The organism is Cypionkella sp. (genome assembly GCF_028290025.1).
Lineage (GTDB): Bacteria > Pseudomonadota > Alphaproteobacteria > Rhodobacterales > Rhodobacteraceae > Cypionkella.
On the sequence record NZ_JAQGKQ010000094.1, the window covers coordinates 1 to 20,518 of the forward strand.

General features: G+C 58.3%; 20 protein-coding genes, 1 tRNA gene and 1 pseudogene. 12 read left to right on the forward strand and 10 right to left on the reverse strand.

Annotated elements, in window-relative coordinates; genetic code table 11:
- The 8 genes and pseudogenes from JWS10_RS16895 to JWS10_RS16930 form a co-directional block, all read left to right on the forward strand.
- A pseudogene (locus tag JWS10_RS16895) lies at positions 1-687 on the forward strand (replication-associated recombination protein A); the annotation flags it as partial.
- A 132-nt stretch (positions 688-819) separates the two neighbouring features.
- Positions 820-1,197 (forward strand): fluoride efflux transporter CrcB, encoded by a 378-nt coding sequence (gene crcB / locus JWS10_RS16900; RefSeq protein ID WP_299508992.1) that lies wholly within the window; start codon positions 820-822, stop codon positions 1,195-1,197.
- A complete protein-coding gene (locus tag JWS10_RS16905) occupies positions 1,194-2,234 on the forward strand; it encodes an RluA family pseudouridine synthase (RefSeq protein WP_299508993.1) in 1,041 nt (346 codons plus the stop codon). Before crcB ends, JWS10_RS16905 begins: the two co-directional genes overlap by 4 nt.
- Positions 2,231-2,938 (forward strand): ATP12 family chaperone protein, encoded by a 708-nt coding sequence (locus JWS10_RS16910; RefSeq protein WP_299508994.1) that lies wholly within the window; start codon positions 2,231-2,233, stop codon positions 2,936-2,938. The genes JWS10_RS16905 and JWS10_RS16910 overlap by 4 nt, the downstream gene beginning before the upstream one ends.
- 232 nt (positions 2,939-3,170) lie before the next feature.
- The gene (locus JWS10_RS16915) at positions 3,171-4,190 is read left to right on the forward strand and encodes an amino acid ABC transporter substrate-binding protein (protein WP_299480861.1); all 1,020 of its coding nucleotides are present in this window, start codon (positions 3,171-3,173) and stop codon (positions 4,188-4,190) included.
- A 126-nt stretch (positions 4,191-4,316) separates the two neighbouring features.
- On the forward strand, positions 4,317-5,609 hold the full coding sequence (locus JWS10_RS16920; protein WP_299508995.1) for an ABC transporter permease subunit: 1,293 nt from the start codon (positions 4,317-4,319) through the stop codon (positions 5,607-5,609).
- A gap of 1 nt (position 5,610) precedes the next feature.
- On the forward strand, positions 5,611-7,053 hold the full coding sequence (locus tag JWS10_RS16925; RefSeq protein WP_299508996.1) for an amino acid ABC transporter permease: 1,443 nt from the start codon (positions 5,611-5,613) through the stop codon (positions 7,051-7,053).
- Between the two features lie 16 nt (positions 7,054-7,069).
- Positions 7,070-7,849 (forward strand): amino acid ABC transporter ATP-binding protein, encoded by a 780-nt coding sequence (locus tag JWS10_RS16930; RefSeq protein WP_299480869.1) that lies wholly within the window; start codon positions 7,070-7,072, stop codon positions 7,847-7,849.
- Positions 7,850-7,991: 142 nt separating this feature from the next.
- On the opposite strand, the gene JWS10_RS16935 is transcribed toward JWS10_RS16930, so the two are convergent.
- The 3 genes from JWS10_RS16935 to argB form a co-directional block, all read right to left on the reverse strand.
- Entirely contained in the window at positions 7,992-8,495 is a 504-nt protein-coding gene (locus JWS10_RS16935; protein ID WP_299508997.1) for a histidine phosphatase family protein, read from the reverse strand.
- A complete protein-coding gene (locus tag JWS10_RS16940) occupies positions 8,492-9,145 on the reverse strand; it encodes a ferredoxin (RefSeq protein WP_299508998.1) in 654 nt (217 codons plus the stop codon). The genes JWS10_RS16935 and JWS10_RS16940 overlap by 4 nt, the downstream gene beginning before the upstream one ends.
- A 96-nt stretch (positions 9,146-9,241) precedes the next feature.
- Positions 9,242-10,120 (reverse strand): acetylglutamate kinase, encoded by an 879-nt coding sequence (argB, locus tag JWS10_RS16945; RefSeq protein ID WP_299480913.1) that lies wholly within the window; start codon positions 10,118-10,120, stop codon positions 9,242-9,244.
- A gap of 225 nt (positions 10,121-10,345) precedes the next feature.
- On the opposite strand from argB, the gene JWS10_RS16950 reads away from it, so the two are divergent.
- Positions 10,346-11,077, forward strand: a complete 732-nt coding sequence (locus tag JWS10_RS16950; protein ID WP_299480877.1) for an SDR family oxidoreductase — start codon at positions 10,346-10,348, stop codon at positions 11,075-11,077.
- 154 nt (positions 11,078-11,231) lie between these two features.
- Here the strand turns inward: JWS10_RS16950 and yihA are convergent, their stop codons facing one another.
- From yihA to rpmH, 7 genes are all read right to left on the reverse strand, one after another.
- Positions 11,232-11,888: a ribosome biogenesis GTP-binding protein YihA/YsxC gene (gene yihA, locus JWS10_RS16955; protein ID WP_299508999.1), complete on the reverse strand. Its 657-nt coding sequence runs from the start codon at positions 11,886-11,888 to the stop codon at positions 11,232-11,234.
- On the reverse strand, positions 11,885-12,631 hold the full coding sequence (locus tag JWS10_RS16960) for an MOSC N-terminal beta barrel domain-containing protein (RefSeq protein WP_299509000.1): 747 nt from the start codon (positions 12,629-12,631) through the stop codon (positions 11,885-11,887). The genes yihA and JWS10_RS16960 overlap by 4 nt, the downstream gene beginning before the upstream one ends.
- Positions 12,628-14,427: a membrane protein insertase YidC gene (gene yidC, locus JWS10_RS16965; protein ID WP_299509001.1), complete on the reverse strand. Its 1,800-nt coding sequence runs from the start codon at positions 14,425-14,427 to the stop codon at positions 12,628-12,630. Before yidC ends, JWS10_RS16960 begins: the two co-directional genes overlap by 4 nt.
- 148 nt (positions 14,428-14,575) lie before the next feature.
- Positions 14,576-16,120 (reverse strand): bifunctional diguanylate cyclase/phosphodiesterase, encoded by a 1,545-nt coding sequence (locus tag JWS10_RS16970; RefSeq protein ID WP_299509002.1) that lies wholly within the window; start codon positions 16,118-16,120, stop codon positions 14,576-14,578.
- A gap of 167 nt (positions 16,121-16,287) precedes the next feature.
- The gene (gene yidD, locus JWS10_RS16975; RefSeq protein ID WP_299509003.1) at positions 16,288-16,536 is read right to left on the reverse strand and encodes a membrane protein insertion efficiency factor YidD; all 249 of its coding nucleotides are present in this window, start codon (positions 16,534-16,536) and stop codon (positions 16,288-16,290) included.
- On the reverse strand, positions 16,533-16,946 hold the full coding sequence (rnpA, locus tag JWS10_RS16980; protein WP_299509004.1) for a ribonuclease P protein component: 414 nt from the start codon (positions 16,944-16,946) through the stop codon (positions 16,533-16,535). Before rnpA ends, yidD begins: the two co-directional genes overlap by 4 nt.
- Before the next feature lie 57 nt (positions 16,947-17,003).
- Complete coding sequence (gene rpmH / locus JWS10_RS16985) at positions 17,004-17,138, reverse strand: 50S ribosomal protein L34 (protein WP_008032609.1); 135 nt, start codon at positions 17,136-17,138, stop codon at positions 17,004-17,006.
- 340 nt (positions 17,139-17,478) lie between these two features.
- Between rpmH and JWS10_RS16990 the strand changes: the two genes are divergently transcribed.
- From JWS10_RS16990 to JWS10_RS17000, 3 genes are all read left to right on the forward strand, one after another.
- Positions 17,479-18,912 carry a HAMP domain-containing sensor histidine kinase gene (locus JWS10_RS16990; protein ID WP_299509012.1) on the forward strand — a complete coding sequence of 478 codons (1,434 nt, stop codon included), beginning with the start codon at positions 17,479-17,481 and terminating at the stop codon, positions 18,910-18,912.
- A gap of 100 nt (positions 18,913-19,012) precedes the next feature.
- A tRNA-Arg gene (locus JWS10_RS16995) sits at positions 19,013-19,089 on the forward strand.
- 435 nt (positions 19,090-19,524) lie between these two features.
- Positions 19,525-20,517, forward strand: coding sequence for an amino acid ABC transporter permease (locus tag JWS10_RS17000; RefSeq protein WP_299509005.1), 993 nt, complete (start codon positions 19,525-19,527; stop codon positions 20,515-20,517).
- Position 20,518: the final 1 nt, after the last annotated feature.

Genomic DNA, 20,518 nt, shown 5'->3' on the forward strand with positions numbered 1-20,518 from the left:
TTGCTTAATCTGATCGAGCAAGTCACCGCTTGGAAACTAGACAAACCGCTGACCCGCGACCAGCTTTCCACCCGCCTGATGCGCCGTGCCTCCAAATACGACAAATCCGGCGAGGAACATTACAACCTGATCTCAGCCCTGCACAAATCGGTGCGCGGCTCTGATCCCGACGCTGCCCTATACTGGTTTGCCCGGATGCTCGAAGGCGGTGAAGACCCGCGCTTTCTCGCCCGCCGCATCACCCGCATGGCCGTCGAAGACATCGGCCTCGCCGACCCGCAAGCCCAACAAATCTGCCTCGAATCGTGGAATACCTACGAACGCCTAGGATCTCCCGAGGGCGAACTCGCCCTCGCCCAAGCCCTCGTCTACATCGCCCTAGCCCCCAAATCGAATGCGGTTTACACGGCTTACAAAGCCGCCCGCGCTTCTGCGCGCGAAACTGGCAGCCAACCGCCGCCGCTGCACATCCGCAATGCCCCCACCAAACTGATGAAAGAAATCGGCTACGGCGCGGGCTACGCTTACGATCACGACGCCGAAGATAGCTTTTCGGGGCAAAACTACTTCCCCGATGAGATGAAACGCCCAATCTACTACAACCCACCCGAGCGTGGCTTTGAACGTGAACTCAAAAAACGCATCGACTATTTCGTAAAACTCCGCGCCAAACGCAACGACGCTTAGCCATTTCACATCGGCCCAAATACTGCCTGCGGAGCGTCCTTCCCGAATACCAAGCGAGCCCGCGCATATTCAAAACCTGCAAACCGCCCAAGCCCCGTTGACAAATCCTCCGCCTGCGCCCAAGGAAAACGGATGTTCTACACGCTCTCCCAAGTCGCCATTGGCGGCGCGATTGGCGCATCTTTGCGCTATCTCTCGAACGTCAGCGCAATGCGCCTGTTCGGGCCGGGGTTCCCCTACGCCACGCTGTTTGTCAACGTGCTGGGCTCCTTCGTCATGGGTTTACTGGTCGTCACCCTTGCGCTCAAGGGCGGCACCCGCTTTGCGCCGTTTCTGATGACTGGGATTCTTGGCGGCTTCACCACCTTCTCTGCTTTCTCGCTCGACAGTTTCACCCTGTGGGAACGCGGCGAGATCGTCACCGCGCTGGCCTATATCGCGGCCAGCATCATCCTTTCCCTCGCGGCCCTCGCTGCCGGAATTTACCTAGCACGTGGAGCCCTCGCATGAGCGACGTTCAACTGATCAATGTCACCGAAGACGAAGGCGAACAGCGCCTTGACCGCTGGTTCAAGCGGCGTTTTCCGCAAGTCACTCAAGGCCATGTCGAAAAGATGTGCCGCACCGGCCAAGTCCGCGTCGATAGCGGGCGCTGCAAGGCGTCCGATCACGTCACCCCCGGCCAAACCATCCGCATCCCGCCATTGCCTGATGCAGCAGCCCCGGTGCAGCGTCGCGCGGGCAGCTATTCTGCCGCCGATGAAAAGATGATCCAGAATGCCGTGCTGTGGAAGGATGAGCATATCATCATCCTCAACAAGCCCCCCGGGCTGCCGTCGCAAGGCGGTTCCGGCCAAGGCGACCGCCACGTCGATGGCCTGACCGAAGCCCTGAAGTTCGGCTACAAAGAGCGCCCCAAACTGGTGCACCGCCTCGATAAAGACACCTCGGGCCTGTTGATGCTCGCCCGCACCGACCGCGTGGCACGAGCGCTTTCCGAAGCCCTGCGCCACCGCCTTACCCGCAAAATCTACTGGGCCGCCGTCGCTGGCGTCCCACACCCCCGCAAAGGCTCGATCAAATACGGTTTGCAAAAGTCCGGTGGCGGTCGTCACGGCGATGAGAAAATGATCTGCATCCACCCCGCCAAAATGGCCGAACACCCCGACGCCAAACGCGCGCAGACCGACTATTTCACCCTGTGGTTCTTAGGCAGCCGCCTGTCGTGGATGGCGTTGGAGCCTGTTACCGGCCGCACCCACCAACTCCGCGCCCATATGGCTGAAATCGGCCATCCGATCTTGGGCGACAGCAAATATGGCGTATCCGGCACCGAGAACATGGGCGACGGTTGGGGTGCCAGCATCGGCGGCGATATCTCTCGCAAACTGCACCTGCACGCCCGTATGCTGACCATCGAGCATCCGATCCTGAAGAAAATGATGACCTTCACAGCGCCCTTGCCCGAACATATGGCCCGCACTTGGAAGACCCTCGACTGGGGCGAAAACCAAGTCCCAGCCGATCCGTTCGCAGGTGGCGAATGAGCGGCTGGACTGCCAAACGCTTTTGGAAACAAGCCGTTGCAGAACCGTGTGACGGCGGTTTCACCATAACACTCGACGGACGCGCGGTGAAAACCCCCGCCAAACGCCTGCTGGTCCTGCCCACCCTACAGATGGCGCAAATCATTGCTGCCGAGTGGGATGCCCAACAAGGCCGCGTGCGTCCTGAAACCATGCCCGCCACCCGCGCCGCCAATTCCGCGCTGGATAATGTCGCGGTCCAATTCCACGCAGTTGCCCGCGACCTTGCCCGCTACGGCGAAACCGATCTGCTCTGCTACCGCGCCACCGATCCCGAAGAACTGGTCAACCGTCAGGCCGACGCTTGGGATCCGCTGCTCGCGTGGTCCGCCACAGCCCTGCGCGCGCCGCTGATCGCCACGGCTGGCGTGATGCACATCCGCCAACCGCAGCCCTCCATCGACAAACTCACCGGCCATGTTCATGCCTTCACGCCGTTCCAACTCGCCGCCGTGCATGATCTGATCGCGATCTCCGGCTCGTTGGTGCTCGCCCTCGCCGTCACCCGTGGCAGGCTTTCTGTGCACGAGGCTTGGCGGCTCAGCCGAATCGATGAAACCTGGCAAAACGAGCTTTGGGGTGTCGATGAGGATGCAGCCGCATTAGAATCGCTTAAACGGCAGGCATTGATCGAGGCCGCGCACTTTTTTGCATTGTGCGGGTAACAATCTTCTTTCCTCCGGGTCGATTTTTGCGCAATCTAACTGCATGAAGGCTCCAAAGCGGTGTGACCAAGCTAAAATCCGTTATATTGGCAGTTTTGCTTGACCGAACGCGTGCCTATGTCGGAGTATCAACGACACTGACAGCCTATACTGTCATCGGGAACGCACCTGCAAATCTGTGGGGCACATAACCTTCGCCCGAAAAACGGGCGGAACTCAGGAAGAGGTAAGTATGAAAAAATCCGTATTCTTTGGCGCACTGGCGGCCACGACAGTTCTGGCCGGGTCAGCTTTTGCTGGTACGCTGGATGATGTCAAAGCCCGTGGCGAGTTGATCTGTGGCGTTAACATCGGTTTGACAGGCTTCGGCGCACCTGATGCTGCTGGCGCTTACAAAGGCTTCGACGTTGATCTGTGCAAAGCGCTCGCGGCAGCCGTTGTCGGCGACGCGGCCAAAGTCAAATACGTGCCTACCACTGGCGAAACCCGTTTCACCGCGCTGGCTTCCGGCGAAGTTGACGTGCTGATCCGTAACTCGACCTGGTCGTTCCAGCGCGACACCGATCTGAAGTTCGATTTCGTTGCGGTGAACTACTATGACGGCCAAGGCTTCATGGTGAAAAAAGACCTCGGTGTGTCCTCGGCAAAAGAGCTTGATGGCGCGACCGTTTGTATCCAAACTGGCACCACGACAGAGCTGAACTTGGCTGACTTCTTCAAAGCCAACAACATCACCTACACCCCGGTCAACGTTGCTGACGATTCCGAAGCGTTGCGTCAGTTCGACAGCGGCGCTTGCGATGCCTACACCACCGATGCATCGGGCTTAGCTGCTTCGCGCGCTTCGATGGCGGTTCCGGCTGACAACATCATCCTGCCAGAAATCATCTCGAAAGAGCCACTTGGCCCGGTCGTGCGTCATGGCGACAACAACTGGGGCGATATCGTCCGTTGGACCTATTTCGCGCTGCTTGAGGCTGAAGAAAAGAACATCACCAAAGCCAACATCGACCAAGTGGCTTCCTCCACGACTGACCCGGAAGTCAAGCGTTTGCTCGGCGTCGGCGATGACGATCTGGGCGCGATGATGGGTCTCGATAAAGAGTGGGCCAAGCGCGCAATCGCCGCTTCGGGCAACTACGGCGAGATTTTTGAAGCCAACATCGGCACCTCTACTCCAATCGGTCTGGCACGCGGCCTGAACGCATTGTGGACCCAAGGCGGCCTGCAATACGCTCCACCTTTCCGGTAGATACAACTCGGGCGCGGTGAAATCCGCGCCCGTTTCACCTTTATCCGGCACATCACCTGACCGCAGGGAGAACCGCTCCCAAACGACCGGCAAAAGTCCGGCAGCGGCAGGGCAGGGGGAATCCACATGACGCTCGCCACCGAGCCACCGAAAGCACACTTTCGGCTGGGAATGCTGATTAACGACACCCGCTACCGCAGTTATACCATTCAGATCATCGTCCTGATCCTGTTTCTGCTGGGTGTCGCTTGGCTGGCAAATAACACGATTGAGAACCTTGCGGCCAAGGACAAAGACATCAACTTTGGCTTCCTGTGGAACCGCACCGGCTACGACATCGGCCAGCATCTCATCCCCTACAGCAACGATTCCACCCACTTCCGCGCCGCCCTCGTCGGTTTGCTGAACACCCTCGTCGTGGCATTGGTCGGCTGCATCCTCTCGACCATCCTCGGCGTCATCATCGGCGTGCTGCGGTTGTCGAACAACTGGCTCGTCGCCCGCCTGATGACCGTCTACATTGAGATCTTCCGCAACGTGCCCCTGCTGCTGTGGATCATCGTCGTTTTCGTGGTGTTCTCGGAAACCCGCCCGTCACCGATTGATTTCCGCGTCACCGAGGCGATGACAACCGCTGGCGAAAAGCCCGCCGCGTCAATGATGTTCTTTGACAGCGTCGCCATCACCAACCGCGGCACCAACATCCCCGCCCCGCTACTGTCACGCCCGCTTCCCACCATTGAGGTCGGCCCGATTTCGCTAAACCTCACGCTCATCGCCATTCTCGCGGTGATCGCAGGTTCGGTTTACGCCAACCGCGTGCTGCTCCGCCGCGCTGCGGCCACCCAAGAGGCCACCGGATTTCGGCCCACAACATGGTGGAAATCGACGCTTATCTTGGCAGTCCCGTTCATTCTCTTGATGTTCGCACTGGGTCTGCATTGGGAATACCCCGTGCTTACCGGCAAAATCGCCAAGCTGGTGAACTTCAAGGGCGGCATTACCATCGCCCATTCCTTCACCGCGCTGACCGTCGCGCTGACGCTTTACTATGCTTCGGTGATCGCCGAAACCGTCCGCGCTGGCATCCAGGCCATCAGCCGGGGCCAACCCGAGGCCGCTTACGCGCTTGGCCTGCGTCCCAGCCGCACGATGAATCTGGTGATCCTGCCGCAAGCTTTGCGGGTGATCATCCCGCCGCTAATCTCGCAATATCTGTCGCTGACCAAAGATACCTCGCTCGGCATCGCCGTCAGCTACCTCGATTTGCGCGGCACTTTGGGCGGCATCACACTGAACCAAACCGGCCGAGAGTTAGAGTGTATGACCCTGATGATGCTGATCTATCTGATCATCAGCTTGATCATTTCGGCGGTGATGAACGCCTACAACGCCTCTGTCAAACTGAAGGAGCGTTAAGATGTCATTGTCTTATGTCCGCACAGAAATGCTGCCACCCGCCGAGCCGCCAATATCAGAGCGCGGCGCAATCCGCTGGATGCGCGCCAACCTGTTCTCTGGCCCGTTCAACAGCATCCTGACGCTGCTCGCAGCTTACGTACTCTACCAACTTGTCTCACTCGCTTGGCCGTGGCTGGCAAACGGCGTGTGGAGCGACGCCAATTCGATGTCCGACTGCCGCGCGATCGTCACCGCCAGCGCCGGACCCGATGCTTCCGGCGCCTGCTGGGCGATGATCCGCGAACGCTGGCACCAGTTCATCTTCGGCTTCTACCCGCCCGATCTGTGGTGGCGGCCGATCCTGACCTTCGGCCTGTTGTTCGTGGCCCTCGCCCCGGTGCTATACGCCGACAACAAACGCGCCATGTCGCGCCTCTGCGGCGTGGTCGGCATATTAACCGTGCTCAGTCTGATCGGCGCGGATGGCTTTTCCTACCACACCGTGCTCGCCATCCTGCTGTTCGCCGGTCTGACCGCAATCGCCGCAATCCAACCGCGCCGCCTGCTGATCGTCACCCTGTTGTTCCCGTTCTTCGCGCTTTGGATGCTTTGGGGCGGCTCAATCTGGGGGCCAATCACCGCCCTTCTGGGTTTTGTCGTCTTGGTGGTCGTCTACGGCCTCGTCGCCCCAAAACTCGGCGCAGTCATGGGGGCCAGCACCGGATTTCTCGCCGCCTGCCTCTGGTGGCTTTTCCTGCAAACCTACATCTCAACCGCGTGGCAAGCCCTGCTGCCGTTCGGCCTAACCTACGTCCCTTCCGACAAATTCGGCGGCTTCCTGCTCGCCTTCGTCATCGGCGTCGCCTCGATCTCGATCTCGCTACCCCTCGGCATCCTGCTCGCGCTAGGCCGCCGCTCCGACATGCTGCTGGTGAAAACCCTCTCGGTCGGCTTCATCGAGTTCGTCCGCGGCGTCCCACTCATCACCATGCTGTTCGTCGCCTCGCTGCTGCTGCAATACTTCCTGCCGCCGCAAACCAAGTTCGACCTGATCCTGCGCGTCGTCATCCTCGTCACCCTGTTCTCGGCCGCCTATAATGCCGAAGTGGTGCGCGGTGGCCTCGCCGCCCTGCCGCGTGGTCAGTATGAAGCCGCCGACGCTTTGGGTCTGGATTACTGGCAGGCGCAACGGCTGATCATCATGCCGCAAGCGCTGAAAATCTCGATCCCCGGCATCGTTTCCACCTTCATCGGCCTGTTCAAAGACACCACCCTTGTGTCTTTCGTTGGCCTCGCCGATCCGCTGCGCGGCATCACCACCATCGTGCGCGCCGACATCAACTGGAAAGGCATCTACTGGGAGCCTTACATTTTCGTCGGCGGCATCTTCTTTATCGTCTGCTTCGGCATGTCCCGATACTCGATGTATCTGGAGAACAAGCTGAAGACCGATCACCGTTAAATCAAGGACTTACATCATGGCAGAACCAGCAATCGACCGCAGCAAGATGCAAATCTCTGATGAGGTGGCGATCCAGATCACCAACATGGACAAGTGGTACGGCACCTTCCACGTGCTGCGCGACATCAACATGACAGTGAACAAGGGCGAGCGTATCGTCATTTGCGGCCCTTCGGGTTCCGGCAAATCCACCTTGATCCGCTGCATAAATCGGCTGGAGGAACACCAGAAAGGCCAGATCATCGTTGACGGCACCGAGCTTACCTCCGATCTGAAAAACATCGACAAAGTGCGCTCGGAAGTCGGCATGGTGTTTCAGCACTTCAACCTGTTCCCGCATCTGACGATCTTGGAAAACCTGACTTTGGCCCCGATCTGGGTCCGCAAGGTTCCCAAGCGTGAGGCCGAGGAGACCGCGATGTATTTCCTCAACAAGGTGAAAATCCCCGAGCAGGCGCATAAGTTTCCCGGCCAACTTTCCGGCGGCCAACAGCAGCGCGTCGCCATCGCGCGCTCACTTTGCATGAAACCGCGCATCATGCTGTTTGACGAACCGACCTCGGCCCTCGACCCAGAGATGATCAAAGAGGTGCTCGACACCATGATCTCGCTCGCCGAAGAAGGCATGACCATGCTGTGTGTGACGCATGAAATGGGCTTCGCCCAAGCCGTCGCCAACCGGGTGATCTTCATGGACCAAGGCCAGATCGTCGAGCAAAACGAACCCCGCGAGTTCTTCAACAATCCGCAATCCGAACGCACCAAGCTATTCCTCAGCCAGATTTTGGGGCACTAAGTTAGGCGGGGCTCACCCTTACACCGAACATCAAAAACAAAAAGGCGCCCCTCCCTCGGGCGCCTTTTTGGTTAACAAACTCTTACGTTAAAACCTAAGCTATTGATATGGCAGCCGCAATCAAGCTGTCCACGTGCGGCACCTAAACCACCATCTCACGCGGAATAACAAAATCCACCGTGATACCTTTGCCCAATTCCACCTGATCCCAAGCATCCACCGCAAAATCGACCACCAAAGTAGCCCCAGTCGGATAGCGCGCAAATTCCAGATTAAGCGGAGCCTTCGCCACCAATTTCTCGGCAAACTCCGCAATTCCCGGATTGTGCCCGATCATCAAAACCACATCAGACTTCGCGTGTTTCAAAACCGCCAGCATCACATCGACCCCGGCCTGATACAAAGCCGGTTTCAACTCCAGCACCGCATTACCCGACAAAGCCGGCGCAATCCCCGCCCAAGTCTGCCGCGTCCTCACCGCATCCGAGCACAAAACCTTCTCCGGCAGATAGCCGCGCGAGGCCAGCCATTGCCCCAAATCCGCCGCAGCGGCGCGACCCCTCTCGTTCAAAGGCCGTTCGTGGTCCGGCGTCAGCGGGTCGTCCCAAGCTGATTTCGCGTGCCGCGTAAGGATCAAACGCTTCATTTATGGAACATCCTCATGTGATAAGCCGAGTGTTCGGCCAGTCTTGCATACGCTTGCGACACCGGGCAAGCCCGTCGCACCGCACACCCCGAATTCAGGCAATCCGCCCCCATCGGCTGATCTAAGAACGCGCGACAAGCTGGCACATCATACCCAGCCTCGGTCAGCGCCCCCACCGGGCAAGCCGAAACGCAAGGCCGCGCACAAGTGTCACAAGGCCGCTCCGCCACCGGAACCTCGACCCGCTGTTTCAACGCCAAAGCGCCGCGAAAACTGACCATCAACCCCTGCTCAGCTTGCACCAACAGCTTCACCGGGCTGTCCCAAACCCGTCCTGTTCGCAACGCCCACTGATAAAACGGGTGATAAGGCGCGCCGCCGAACGGGAACAGCGCCTTCGCGCCGAGATCGCAAGCCATCCCGCCAATCACCCGCCGCGACCAGCGATCCACCGGGTCATGCTTGGCTTCCGTTTGGAATTGTTGCCACTCCGGCTGCGATTTCACATGCGCCCAATACCCCGGCTCGGCAGGCCCGAGCAGCAGAACCGAGCGGGTTCCGGCTGGCAACCCAGCTTCACCGTCGCAAGTAAATCCGCCCAGCACGCTCAGAAAATGCCGCGCCGCCATCGCTTCGATCTCAGCCAGCATCGCCCGCCTTTCACAATGGCTCAAATACTCGTGCCGGAGGCATTGAAGGCAAGCCAAAAGAGCCTCCAGCGGGAGTATTTAGGCCAAGATGAAGTCTCAGCGTTTCACCCGAGGCGTCACGCGCGGCACCGTAGAGCGGATTTGCGACCCAGCACCATGATCGGTGAACAGCTCCAACAGACAGGCGTTCGGGATGCGACCATCCAGAATCGTCACCGCCCGCGTCCCCGCCTCAATCGCCATCAGCGCGGTTTCTGTCTTCGGAATCATCCCACCCGAGATCACCCCATCCAGCGTCATCTGCCGAATTTCTTCCGGCGTGATCTGCGTCATCACCTCGCCCGCAGCATTTTTCACCCCCGGCACATCGGTCAACAAAAGCAAACGATCCGCCTGCAGCGCGCCCGCAATAGCCCCTGCAGCGGTATCGCCATTGACGTTAAACGTCTCATTATCTGCCATGCCCGTCGCGACCGGAGCCACCACCGGAATGATTCCAGCGTTATACAAATCGCGCAAAACCTGCACGTTCATCTCTACCGGACGGCCAACGAAGCCCAATTCCGGGTCGTCCGCCACGCAAACCATGAGGTCATCGTCCTTGCCGGAAATCCCCACCGCGCGGCCGCCTGCATCCATGATCGCCTGCACGATGCGCTTGTTAACCAAGCCCGATAGCACCATCTCAACCACTTCGACCGTCGCTTTGTCCGTCACCCGCTTGCCGCGCACGAACTCCGATTTGATGCCCAGCTTGGTCAACATTTCGTTAATCATCGGCCCGCCGCCATGCACCACAACCGGGTTCACCCCGACCTGCCGCATCAGCACAACGTCGCGGGCAAACTCTGCCATCGCGGCATCATCGCCCATCGCATTGCCACCGAATTTCACCACCACCACCGCGCCTTCAAAGCGTTGTAGATAGGGCAGGGCCTCGGAAAGCATCTTTGCGGTGCTGATCGCATCGGTCATCGTCAGGGTCTGCTTTTGCATGGGGAAGACTCCGGTTTTTTTGCCTGATAGCCCCTTTAGCCCCCCCTGCCAAGCAAAGCTTTTGTGTCGCGGCAAAGCTTAATTTCCGGTAAATGACCCCTCGCTAAGTTGTTGAAATCCCTCACCCGAGACAACCCGCCACGCGCGGACACTCTTGCAATCGCCCCGCAATGCCCTAGCCTCGCACCATCGTAGGAGTTCCAAATGCCCGAGCAAAAAACCCTCGTCCTGACCGGAGCAAGCCGGGGAATCGGTCACGCAACCGTCAAGCGTTTCGGCGGCGAAGGCTGGCGGGTGCTGACCTGCTCGCGCCACCCTTTCGACCCGCGCTGCCCGTGGCCCAACGGTGAGGAAAACCACATCCAGATCGACCTCGCCGACCCCAACAAAACCATCGCGGCGATAGAGGCGATCAAGGCGAAACTGAACGGCAAACTCCACGCCCTCGTCAACAACGCCGGGATCTCCCCAAAAGGCGACGGCGGCAGACGGCTGAACACCCTTGAGACCGATCTGCGCACCTGGGGCCAAGTCTTCCACGTCAACTTCTTCGCCAGCGTGATTTTGGCCCGCGGCCTGCAAGACGAACTGATCGCCGCCAAAGGTTCGGTCGTGAACGTCACCTCAATCGCTGGTTCCCGGGTGCATCCCTTCGCGGGCGCCGCCTACTCCACCTCAAAAGCCGCCCTAGCTGCGCTGACCCGCGAGATGGCGCATGATTTCGGGCCGTTAGGTGTGCGCGTGAACGCGATTGCTCCGGGAGAGGTAGAGACCAAAATCCTATCGCCCGGCACCGACAAGATCGTCGAACACCTGCCAATGCGTCGCCTTGGCCAGCCGCAGGAAGTCGCTGACGCTATCTGGTTTTTGTGTTCCGAGCAGTCGAGCTACATTTCCGGCACCGAGATTCAAATCAACGGCGGTCAGCACGTGTAACTGATTCGCGCGGTATAGTTAATGCCGCACCCCGACGTCAAATCCCGCAAAAACCGTGGCCGTTTTCTGGCCCATTTATGTACCCTTTATGGGTCATTAACTTTTAGTTAGTACAAGGGATTAACAACGCGTTCTCAAAGACTTGGCAGAGACTTCAAACCAGCGTGGCGATGATCGCCCGTAACGTCTCAATTCCGTCACCCTTTTCCGAACTGGTCACAACCAATTCAGGGTAAGCCGCCGGATGCTTTGCCAGCGCGCCTTTAACCTGTTCGATGTTGGCATCGCGTTCGACCGCTGAAACCTTGTCCATCTTCGTCATTACGACCTGAAATGTCACAGCCGAGCGGTCTAGCAGATCCATGATCTCCTCATCTACGGCCTTCACGCCGTGCCTTGTGTCGATTAAAACGAAGGCCCGGCGCAGAGTTTGCCGCCCGGCAAGATAGGCTTTCAGCAATGCTTGCCACTTTGCCACTATGGGTTTCGGCGCTTCGGCATAGCCGTAACCGGGCAAATCGACGAGGAAACGGTTCATCTCACCCAGAGCGAAATAGTTGATTTCCTGCGTCCTGCCCGGCGTGTTCGATGCCCGCGCAAGGTTCTTGCGGCCTGTCAAGGCATTGATGAGGCTCGATTTCCCTACATTCGAGCGGCCCGCAAAGCAAACCTCTAACCGATCCGGTTCGGGCAGTCCCGACATCGCAACGACGCCTTTAACGAAATCGACCGGCCCTGCGAACAGCAAGCGACCAGCCTCACGCGAGGTGAATTCTGGCTCGGGAGCCAAAGTGAATTGCAGGCTCGTCATGCCAATCTCCATTCATCGCCGACCGCAATCGGCCCGCTTTCCACAACTACGCCGTAAAGGCCAAAATCCTGATGGCCGAAATGCGTGTTCAACGCTACAAGCGTTGGCGCATTTGGCCGACCGGTCTCGGGGTCAACCGTCGTGGCACTACAACGCTCGATGCGTTCTTCAATCTTGAACACCGCGCCACCAATCGCTAAGTGCTTGCCCACCCAGCCTAATTCCGCCCAGGGTTCGACGTTATCCAGCCAAACATTGCCTCGCCAACGGTCCTTTGACAAAGCGATTCCCATCCGAGCCGACAGATCAGCCAGCGAATTCGTGGACAGAATGGACAGGGCCGGAAGCTGGGTATCGGTCATGCCGCGCCCACCAGTGACAATTGCCACCGGCTGCGCCCGTTCGGGCGGATTGAGCGGGGTGACCCATGCCAGAAAGCGCTGCAGGTCAGTGGGATCGTCCGGCCGGAAGCTGATTTCGCCACGCTCGGGGTGATGCAAAGTGACCGTTGCAGTGGCTTCATCCAAGCGTGAAGTGATCGCCATAAGCGCAGGAGCCTTAGCGCCGCGCGCAAAGTTTACGCAGCGATTCCAACCCGGTACAAGCTTCGCCGCCTCATGCGCAACTGCCCAGTGGCGATCCCAAGCCATACACTCGCCCGCGAAAAGACGAACGGACGCGAGAGTTTCGCGTCCGTGTCCCTTGATTGGGTGGCGGCAAATATGCGCCAGCCGCCCTGTCATTTCTTGACCACCGCCGCGGGCTTTTTAAAGCCGGATTTGATGTTGCCGAAGATATCCGGCTTGTGGCCGTGGCTGCGCATGATCAGATATTGCTGGGTGAAAGTGATCGTGTTGTTGGTGATCCAGTATATCACCAAACCGCTCGCAAAACCGCCGAGCATGAACATGAACACGAACGGCATCCAAGCGAACAGTTGTTGCTGGATCGGATCCGCTGGGGCTGGGTTCAGTTTCTGTTGCAGCCACATCGTTATACCCAACAAGATCGGCAGCACGCCAATGAAAATCGTTGCAAGCAAAGTGTGCGGCTCGGGCGCGCTCCAAGGCAGCAGGCCGAACAGGTTGAAAATACTCGAGGAATCCGGTGCAGAGAGGTCACGAATCCAGCCGAAGAATGGAGATTGCCGCAGTTCGATGGTGACGAAAATCACCTTGTAGAGCGAGAAGAAGATCGGAATCTGGATGAATATCGGCAAGCACCCTGCCGCCGGATTGACCTTGCGCTCTTTATAAAGCGCCATCATATCTTTTTGCAGTTTTTGCTTATCGTCCCCAGCGCGCTCTTTCAACACCTCCATCTCGGGCTGCAATTCCTTCATCCGCGCCATCGAGACGTAGGATTTATACGCAAGCGGCAGCACCAGAAGTTTCAGAATAAACGTCAATCCAATGATCGCCAGACCCATGTTGCCGATCAGACCGTGCAGCCAATGCAGCACGAAAAAGATTGGTTTTGTCAGGAAAAAGAACCAACCCCAGTCGATCGAGTCGATGAAGCCCGGGATACCAGCTTTGTCCTGATAGTCACGAATTGCCTCCCACTCTTTGGCGCCCGCAAACATCCGAGTCGAAGTTTCGACCTTCGCGCCGGGGGCAACAGTCATTAAAGGCTGGCGCACTTCGGCTTGATAGATGTCAGACCCGGGGACAAACTTCGCAACGGCAGTATAAGGCTTGCCCTGCTCTGGAATCAGCGTTGTCATCCAGTAGTGGTCGGTGAAGCCGATCCAGCCATCCGTAGCGGCCGCGGTTACTTCGGCTGGATAACCTTCATTGTCATTCACCGCCAATGAGGCAAACTTGGAATACTTCAGTTCTTCGAGACTGCCATCCGTGCGGCGTACCAAGCCTTCATGCACGACGTAGATGTTCTGCAGTTTTGGCAAGCCGTGGCGGGCCACGATGCCGTAGGAATAGAGGTTTGCCGCAACGGTGCCGCTGTTTTCCACTGAATCTGTTACAGTGAACATGTAATCGTCATCGACCGCGATAGTGCGAAGAAATTTCAGCCCCTTGGCGTTTTCCCAGTGCAAAGTCACCGGTTTGCCAGGCGACAGTGTGCCGCCGGAAGCGATTTGCCATTCGGTTTTCGCACCCGGCACATCGTCAACCGTTAGTCCCACGCCCGGAGCCCAGCCGAAAACTGCGTAGTAAGGCGTGCCCTGGCCGACGGGGGAGAGCAATTTCACAGTAGGCGAGCCGGGTTCGATGGTCTCATGATAGGTCTTCAAAGACAGGTCATCGAAACGTCCGCCCAGCATCGAGATCGATCCTGCGAGCTTCGGGGTGTCAATCGTCAGGCGCGGCGCTTCTGGCAAAGGCTCGGTCGATGCCACGCTGCCTGCGGGGGCCGTGGCGGCAGGTGCGTCCGGCGCGGCGGTGAGAGGCGCGTCAGTTGCCTGCGTTTCGGCCGGGAACCATTGCGGGAAAAGCATAGGTCCAGCGACAAACCAGCCTAGGATCACGAGGAAACTAAGCACGGTTGCGAGGATGAGATTCTTGTTTTGATCGTCCATCGGGACAAGCACCATTCCTGTTCAGGGTCAGGCGTGGTTCAACGATAGGGTGCGGCAAAGGTCAAGCGGTTTTCCCTTGTTCGGCAGGCTTGGCAGCTGGAATGCTCTGCTATTCGCGGACCTCGCGGCAATTTGACTTCGGTTGACGTCACTGCGCCCGCGATCCAATGCGTGGAATTGTTCCGAGCTTAAGGCGGTGGCGTGCGATCCAATCCATCGTTTCGTCTACGGGCATCGGACGTGCGATGCCGAAACCTTGCACATCCCCGCAACCTAATTGTGACAGCATGGCATGCTCTCCGGGGGTTTCCACACCTTCGGCAAGCGTTTCCAGCCCTAACCGTTCGGCCATCGACAGGATCGCAGCCACCATCTTTTGTTGCTCTCGGTCCTCGTCCAGCTTGGCCACGAAGCTGCGGTCAATTTTGATGCGCCGCAGCGCAAACCGCCGAATTGAGGTGATTGAGGCATGGCCTGTCCCGAAATCGTCCAGATCAATGCCGCATCCCAGTTTGGCCAGTGCCGCTATGTTTGCGACGATGATATCACTGTCTGTCTGCGCAACGACGTTTTCCAGCACCTCAACGGACAGTCGTTTCGGCTGAAGACCAAAGCGGTCCATCTCCCATTTCAGCTTTTCGGCCAGACGCGGGTTGCGCAGTTCGGACGATGAAAAATTAACCGCCACAGTTGGTACGTTCAGACCGGCGCGATCCCAGCGGACAAGGGCTGTCAGTGCGTGATATAAGATTACTTCGCCCAGCCGCTCACTTAGGCCAGCGTCTTCAATCATCGGCAGGAATTCTGCGGGCGAAATCAAACCTTTGTCGGGATGATACCAACGCGCCAGCGCCTCAAACCCGCTGATCGCTCCGGTATGAGTAGAGATTTGCGGTTGGAAATGTGGGCGGATCTGCCCTTCGTCAAGCGCATGCTCCAGTTCAATGCGCAGTGCGTTGCGGTCGGCTCGGGTGGCGGCCATATCCTCGGAAAAGCTTCGGATCGCGCCCGGGCCTTGGCGCAGAGCCTCATCAGCGGCGATTTGGGCTGCATTGAGCAGGCTGGACCCGGCAGCTTGTGGCGCGCGAAAGCCCAAGCAAAATCCGATAGCGCAAGTCACATAAATGCGCGTGGCATTCAGGCTGATGGGGGCGGAGAGCGCCGATTGTAGCCGCGCCGCGACCTGCACCACGGTTTCAACATCAAGTCTGCGGACTGGCGCCAACGCCACAGCAAAGCCGCCACCTTCTAAACGAGCCACGACATCGCCCAGGCGGAGAGACGCACAAATGCGTTCGGCTGAACGCGCAAGCACCTCCGTTTGTGCCGCGCGTCCGTGCTGATCCACAATGCGGTCGGCATCATCAAATTGGAGCACAAGACATGCGGTTGTGTGCCCACTCAGGTGAGATTCGCGCAACGTGGCGTCAATGCTACCCACAATTTGCGCCCGCAGTGACAACCCGTCCAGCACATCCCACCTTGGCGCGGGGGGTGGTACCCGCCGAACTGCACCAGAAATTGCGAACAATAGCGGCGCGCCAAGGGCGATGAGGATGAGATTTTGTTCACCACCCAACCAGAATGCGGCCAAGGTAAGTGCGGGCAAAAATACGAACGCTTCCGGTCGGCGCACGGCATCGCCCAGTCGGCGGAAAATTGTCGAGAAGGCGCCCAACAAATCTGATAACATTGGCCCAGCCCTATATCCAGCCGGGGCGGAAGCACCCCGACAGACTAAAGCTAGGGAAAATGGGTAATCGGAAGGTTAATCTTCACCGAGAAGTTGTGAAGCATTTTCATTAAATGTTCCACCGGTTGTTAACGCTTGGGTTGAGAGTTGCCCAGCAGACCCGCGGTTTACCGCGTTGCGTCAAACTCCGGATCAGTTCCGGGAACCGGATCATAACCGTGCCCCCCCCAGGGATGGCAGCGGCAAATTCGGTGCAGCATCAGATAGCCGCCCTTTGCCGCACCATGACGTTCGAGGGCATCCAGCGCGTAGATCGAGCATGTCGGTTGAAATCGGCAGCCATTGCCGACCCATGGGCTTAGCACCAACCGATAACCGCGCACCGGTAGAGCCACGATTTGCGCCAGCGGTGTCATGCGCGGGCCTTGTGAACTGAGGCCAACGCCGTAGCCAAATCGACCAGCATGTCTTTGTAATTGCGCGAAACCGTCGCTTCTGGCTTCGCAACCAAAACGTAATCCCAACCGGGCCGCGCCAGCATTGGCAAAACCTCGCGCGCCAACGCCCGCATCCGGCGTTTCGCGCGATTGCGGGCCACTGCGTTGCCAATTTTCTTTGAGGCCGTGAAGCCGATCCGCACCGTAGCTTGATCGTCACCGCGCGCGCGGCCTTGCAACAGAAAACTGCCAGTGCCCTGCCGGCGACCCTGCGCCGTACGCAGATAGTCGGGGCGGTCCTTCATTGTCTCAAGACATACGAAAACCGCCGGAGACGTTTCGGACGCTTCGGCGGTTGGGCCAGCGTCCGATATCTTCGGCGGTGCCATGATATACTCCTGTATCCGACCCGCGAGGTCAGTCAGAAAGCCAACGTCGGGCAGAAATCAAGCCGACAGTTTCTTGCGACCTTTGGCGCGGCGGGCTGCCAACACCAGACGGCCACCCTTGGTTGCCATACGAGCGCGGAAGCCGTGACGGCGGGCGCGAACTAAGTTCGACGGTTGAAAAGTGCGCTTCATCGCGGTCTCCATCAGACTGGCACGGCGAACCTTTAAGATTCGACGGCGTAAACTTGAAGTCCGGTCTTTAGGGGCGGATGCGCAGTAAGTCAACGCGCTGGGGGCAACTTTTGCAACTTTTCCAGATTGCGGCAAGCCAGGGCAAGTAGGCGGCATCCGATCCCGGGGGCTTCGCCCGAGGTTTGCCACCCCGCAGGTGGGAAGCGGTTTACCAGCGATAGGCACCGATCTTAATTTGCTTCCGATATCCAATGCAATAATGTGCGAATATATCACCATTGCGGGCAGTTTGAGTGCTGTGCCAATGGTTAATGCAGCAGACACGCGTTTCGCGCGGAGGATGACCAAAGACGTGGCAGTTAGGCGTAGCGGATTTCTGAACACCCTGTCGGGGCGGTTTTTGCTGCTGACCGTGGCCTTTGTCATGCTTGCTGAGGTCCTTATTTTCGTGCCCTCCATTGCGCGGTTTCGGGCGGACTTTTTGACCATGAGGTTGGAAAAGGCGCAAATCGCCTCGCTGGCGCAACTGGCCGCCGAAGATATGGTATCGCCCGCCTTGCAGAAAGAGCTGCTGGCTAATGCCGAGGTGTACAACGTGGTGCTACGGCGCAACGAAGTGCGGCAACTGGTGCTGTCCTCGCCGCTGCCGACACCGATCTCGAACACCTTCGATCTAAGAGAGGCCGGTCCGTGGGAACTAATCCGTGATGCCTTTGGCTGCCTGTTCGATCCGCAAGAGCAGATCATCCGGGTGATCGGCTATCCGGTGCAATCGGCAGGCTTGCTCATCGAAATTACGATGGACTCCGCGCCGATGCGCACGGCTATGCTAGATTACGGCGGACGTATCCTGCTGTTGTCGGCGCTGATTTCCGGAGTAACAGCGTTCTTTTTGTTTCTCGCGGTGCAAAGGCTGATCGTGTTGCCAATCCGTCGGGTAGTCAACCACATGAAAGCCTATGCCGAAGCACCTGAAGATGCGCGGCGGGTGATTGCGCCTACGGCTTCGGTTGTGGAGTTGCGCGATGCAGAAGAAGCGATGCACGCTATGCAAACGCAACTGACCGGATCGTTGCGGCAAAAAGAACGTCTCGCGCAATTGGGCGGTGCTGTCGCCAAGATTAGCCATGATTTGCGCAACATACTAACCACGGCACAGCTGTTTGCCGACCGGATCGAGGGCAGTGCAGATCCGATGGTCGCGCGCGCTGCGCCTAAATTGGTGTCGTCGATAGCCCGCGCCGTGTCCTTATGCGAATCGACGTTGGCTTTCGGAAAGGCCGAAGAATCCGCTCCGCAATTGCGCGATATTCCGCTTGCAATGCTGGCCGAGGACGTGGCTGAAGGTGAGGGGCTGGCAGGCGAGGGCAACGTGACCTGCCTGATCGAAGTACCGGAGAGCTTGTCGGTGCGCGGCGATTACGATCAATTATTCCGGGTGCTGTCCAACCTTGTGCGCAACGCACGTCAAGCGATTGAGGCGGCTGGCCCCGGCGATGGGCATGAGGGCAGCATCGAAATCTCAGCAGGCGAAACCGCGGCAGAGTGGTGGATCAGGGTCGGTGACACCGGCCCAGGTCTGCCGGAACGCGCGCGTGAGCATCTGTTTGAGGCGTTTCAGGGTGGCGCGCGCAAAGGCGGCATCGGACTTGGCCTCGCCATCGCCGCCGAGCTGATCCGCGGCCACGGCGGACGGCTAGAACTTGCCCGCAGCGACGCGGATGGCACCGAATTCGTCGTCCACCTACCAAAAGCCATCGGGCCGACCCCCTGAGTGCGTGCGAGACTGGACCAAAATTGCGCGTCAGATGTATAAGCCCGCGCATTCGCCCTTGCATTGCCCGGCACGGGCAGCTAAATGCAGCCGCAAGAGTGGATCCATAGCTCAGCTGGATAGAGCATCAGACTACGAATCTGAGGGTCGGGCGTTCGAATCGCTCTGGGTCCACCACTTTAATCCTGACAACGAAACTACCGGGCCGATCACAGTACGAAATTTTGTTTAAAAGGTTATGCAGTTTTCGCTGACGAGAAGTTGCGGCGAGGGCACCGTAAATTCCTCTCACATTGCCAGTTCTCTCCGGAGCTCTGGACTGCGGTATTTTACTCCGCAGCCGTAAGCCGTTGATTTTCAACTTGTATTTTCGGGCTCAATTTTGTTGCTCGTCAGGCTTGTCTAGGTCGCGGAGGGGTCTGGTATCGAAATTCACTTGGCATTGGCAGGTTTGATGCAACTCACTTCGTCGATCGCCAGACTCAAAACTCTTCCGCCGTCTCTTCTGTTTACTCACTAAGCGCGCACCTGATGCATTGTATTTGGGCGCGCACAATGGAAACTTCCCACCACTCACCGCCTGCCGAGCTCCCGTCCGCATAAAAATTTGTAATGGTCAGCTTTTTAGAAACTAGGGTTAGACCTGCATCTCAAGTTGACGAAACCGAGGCGCTTACGCCGCCGCTATTCCGGGCAAGTCTGATCTGGCCCATTGCGGGGCTGATCTTCCCACCGACCGGAATTGCGGCCCTTGTGATGGCGCTGAAATCCCGCCAAGCCCAGGACCGCAAAGACATGCTGCGCTATGCCACGCGATCGAGACTTCTCGCGCAATACTCGTTGAGCATTGCGTTCGCAATTGCCGTTGTAGGGTTTGTGATATCTGCGTTGGTGGCGAATGATTATGCGGTGGCCGAGAGCTATTTTGATCCGGAAATTCTGGGTGCCGGATTTCCGCAGATAGCCACAGCGTTCATCAGAAACCTATGGGTCTCGGTAGTGGCGCAGATACTTGCAGTAATCTGGGGTTTAGTACTCGCTGTATCTCGCAGCCTGCCGGGGCGTGCTGCAGCACCAGTTCGGTTCATGGCAGTCCTGTACATTGACCTTTTCCGTGGGCTGCCAGCCTTGCTCACGATCCTGATCATCGGCTTTGGGCTGCCGCAGACGGGGCTGCCGTTCGTATCTAACCTAAGCCTGTTCGCAAGTGGCACCCTCGCCCTGACTATCGTTTATGGTGCCTATTTGGCAGAAACGTTCCGAGCCGGTATCGAGTCAGTGCATTGGAGCCAAGTGGCCGCCGGGCGAGCCATCGGGTTAAACTATTTTCAGGTCATGCGCTTTGTCGTTGTGCCGCAGGCGCTGCGCAGTGTGATCCCACCGCTGCTAAACTGGTACATCTCGCTGCTAAAGGACACTTCGCTGCTGTCGGTGCTGGGACTACTTGAAGGGGTGAACACCGCCCGCATACTTGTAACGGCGCAATCTAACCTGACTTCGCTGACTGGGGTTTCGTTGTGTTTTCTGGCGGTCACGATTCCGCTCGCACGGTTCACCGACTATCTTATCCGCCGGAATGCGGCGCGGCTCAGGGGGGCTGGCTGAC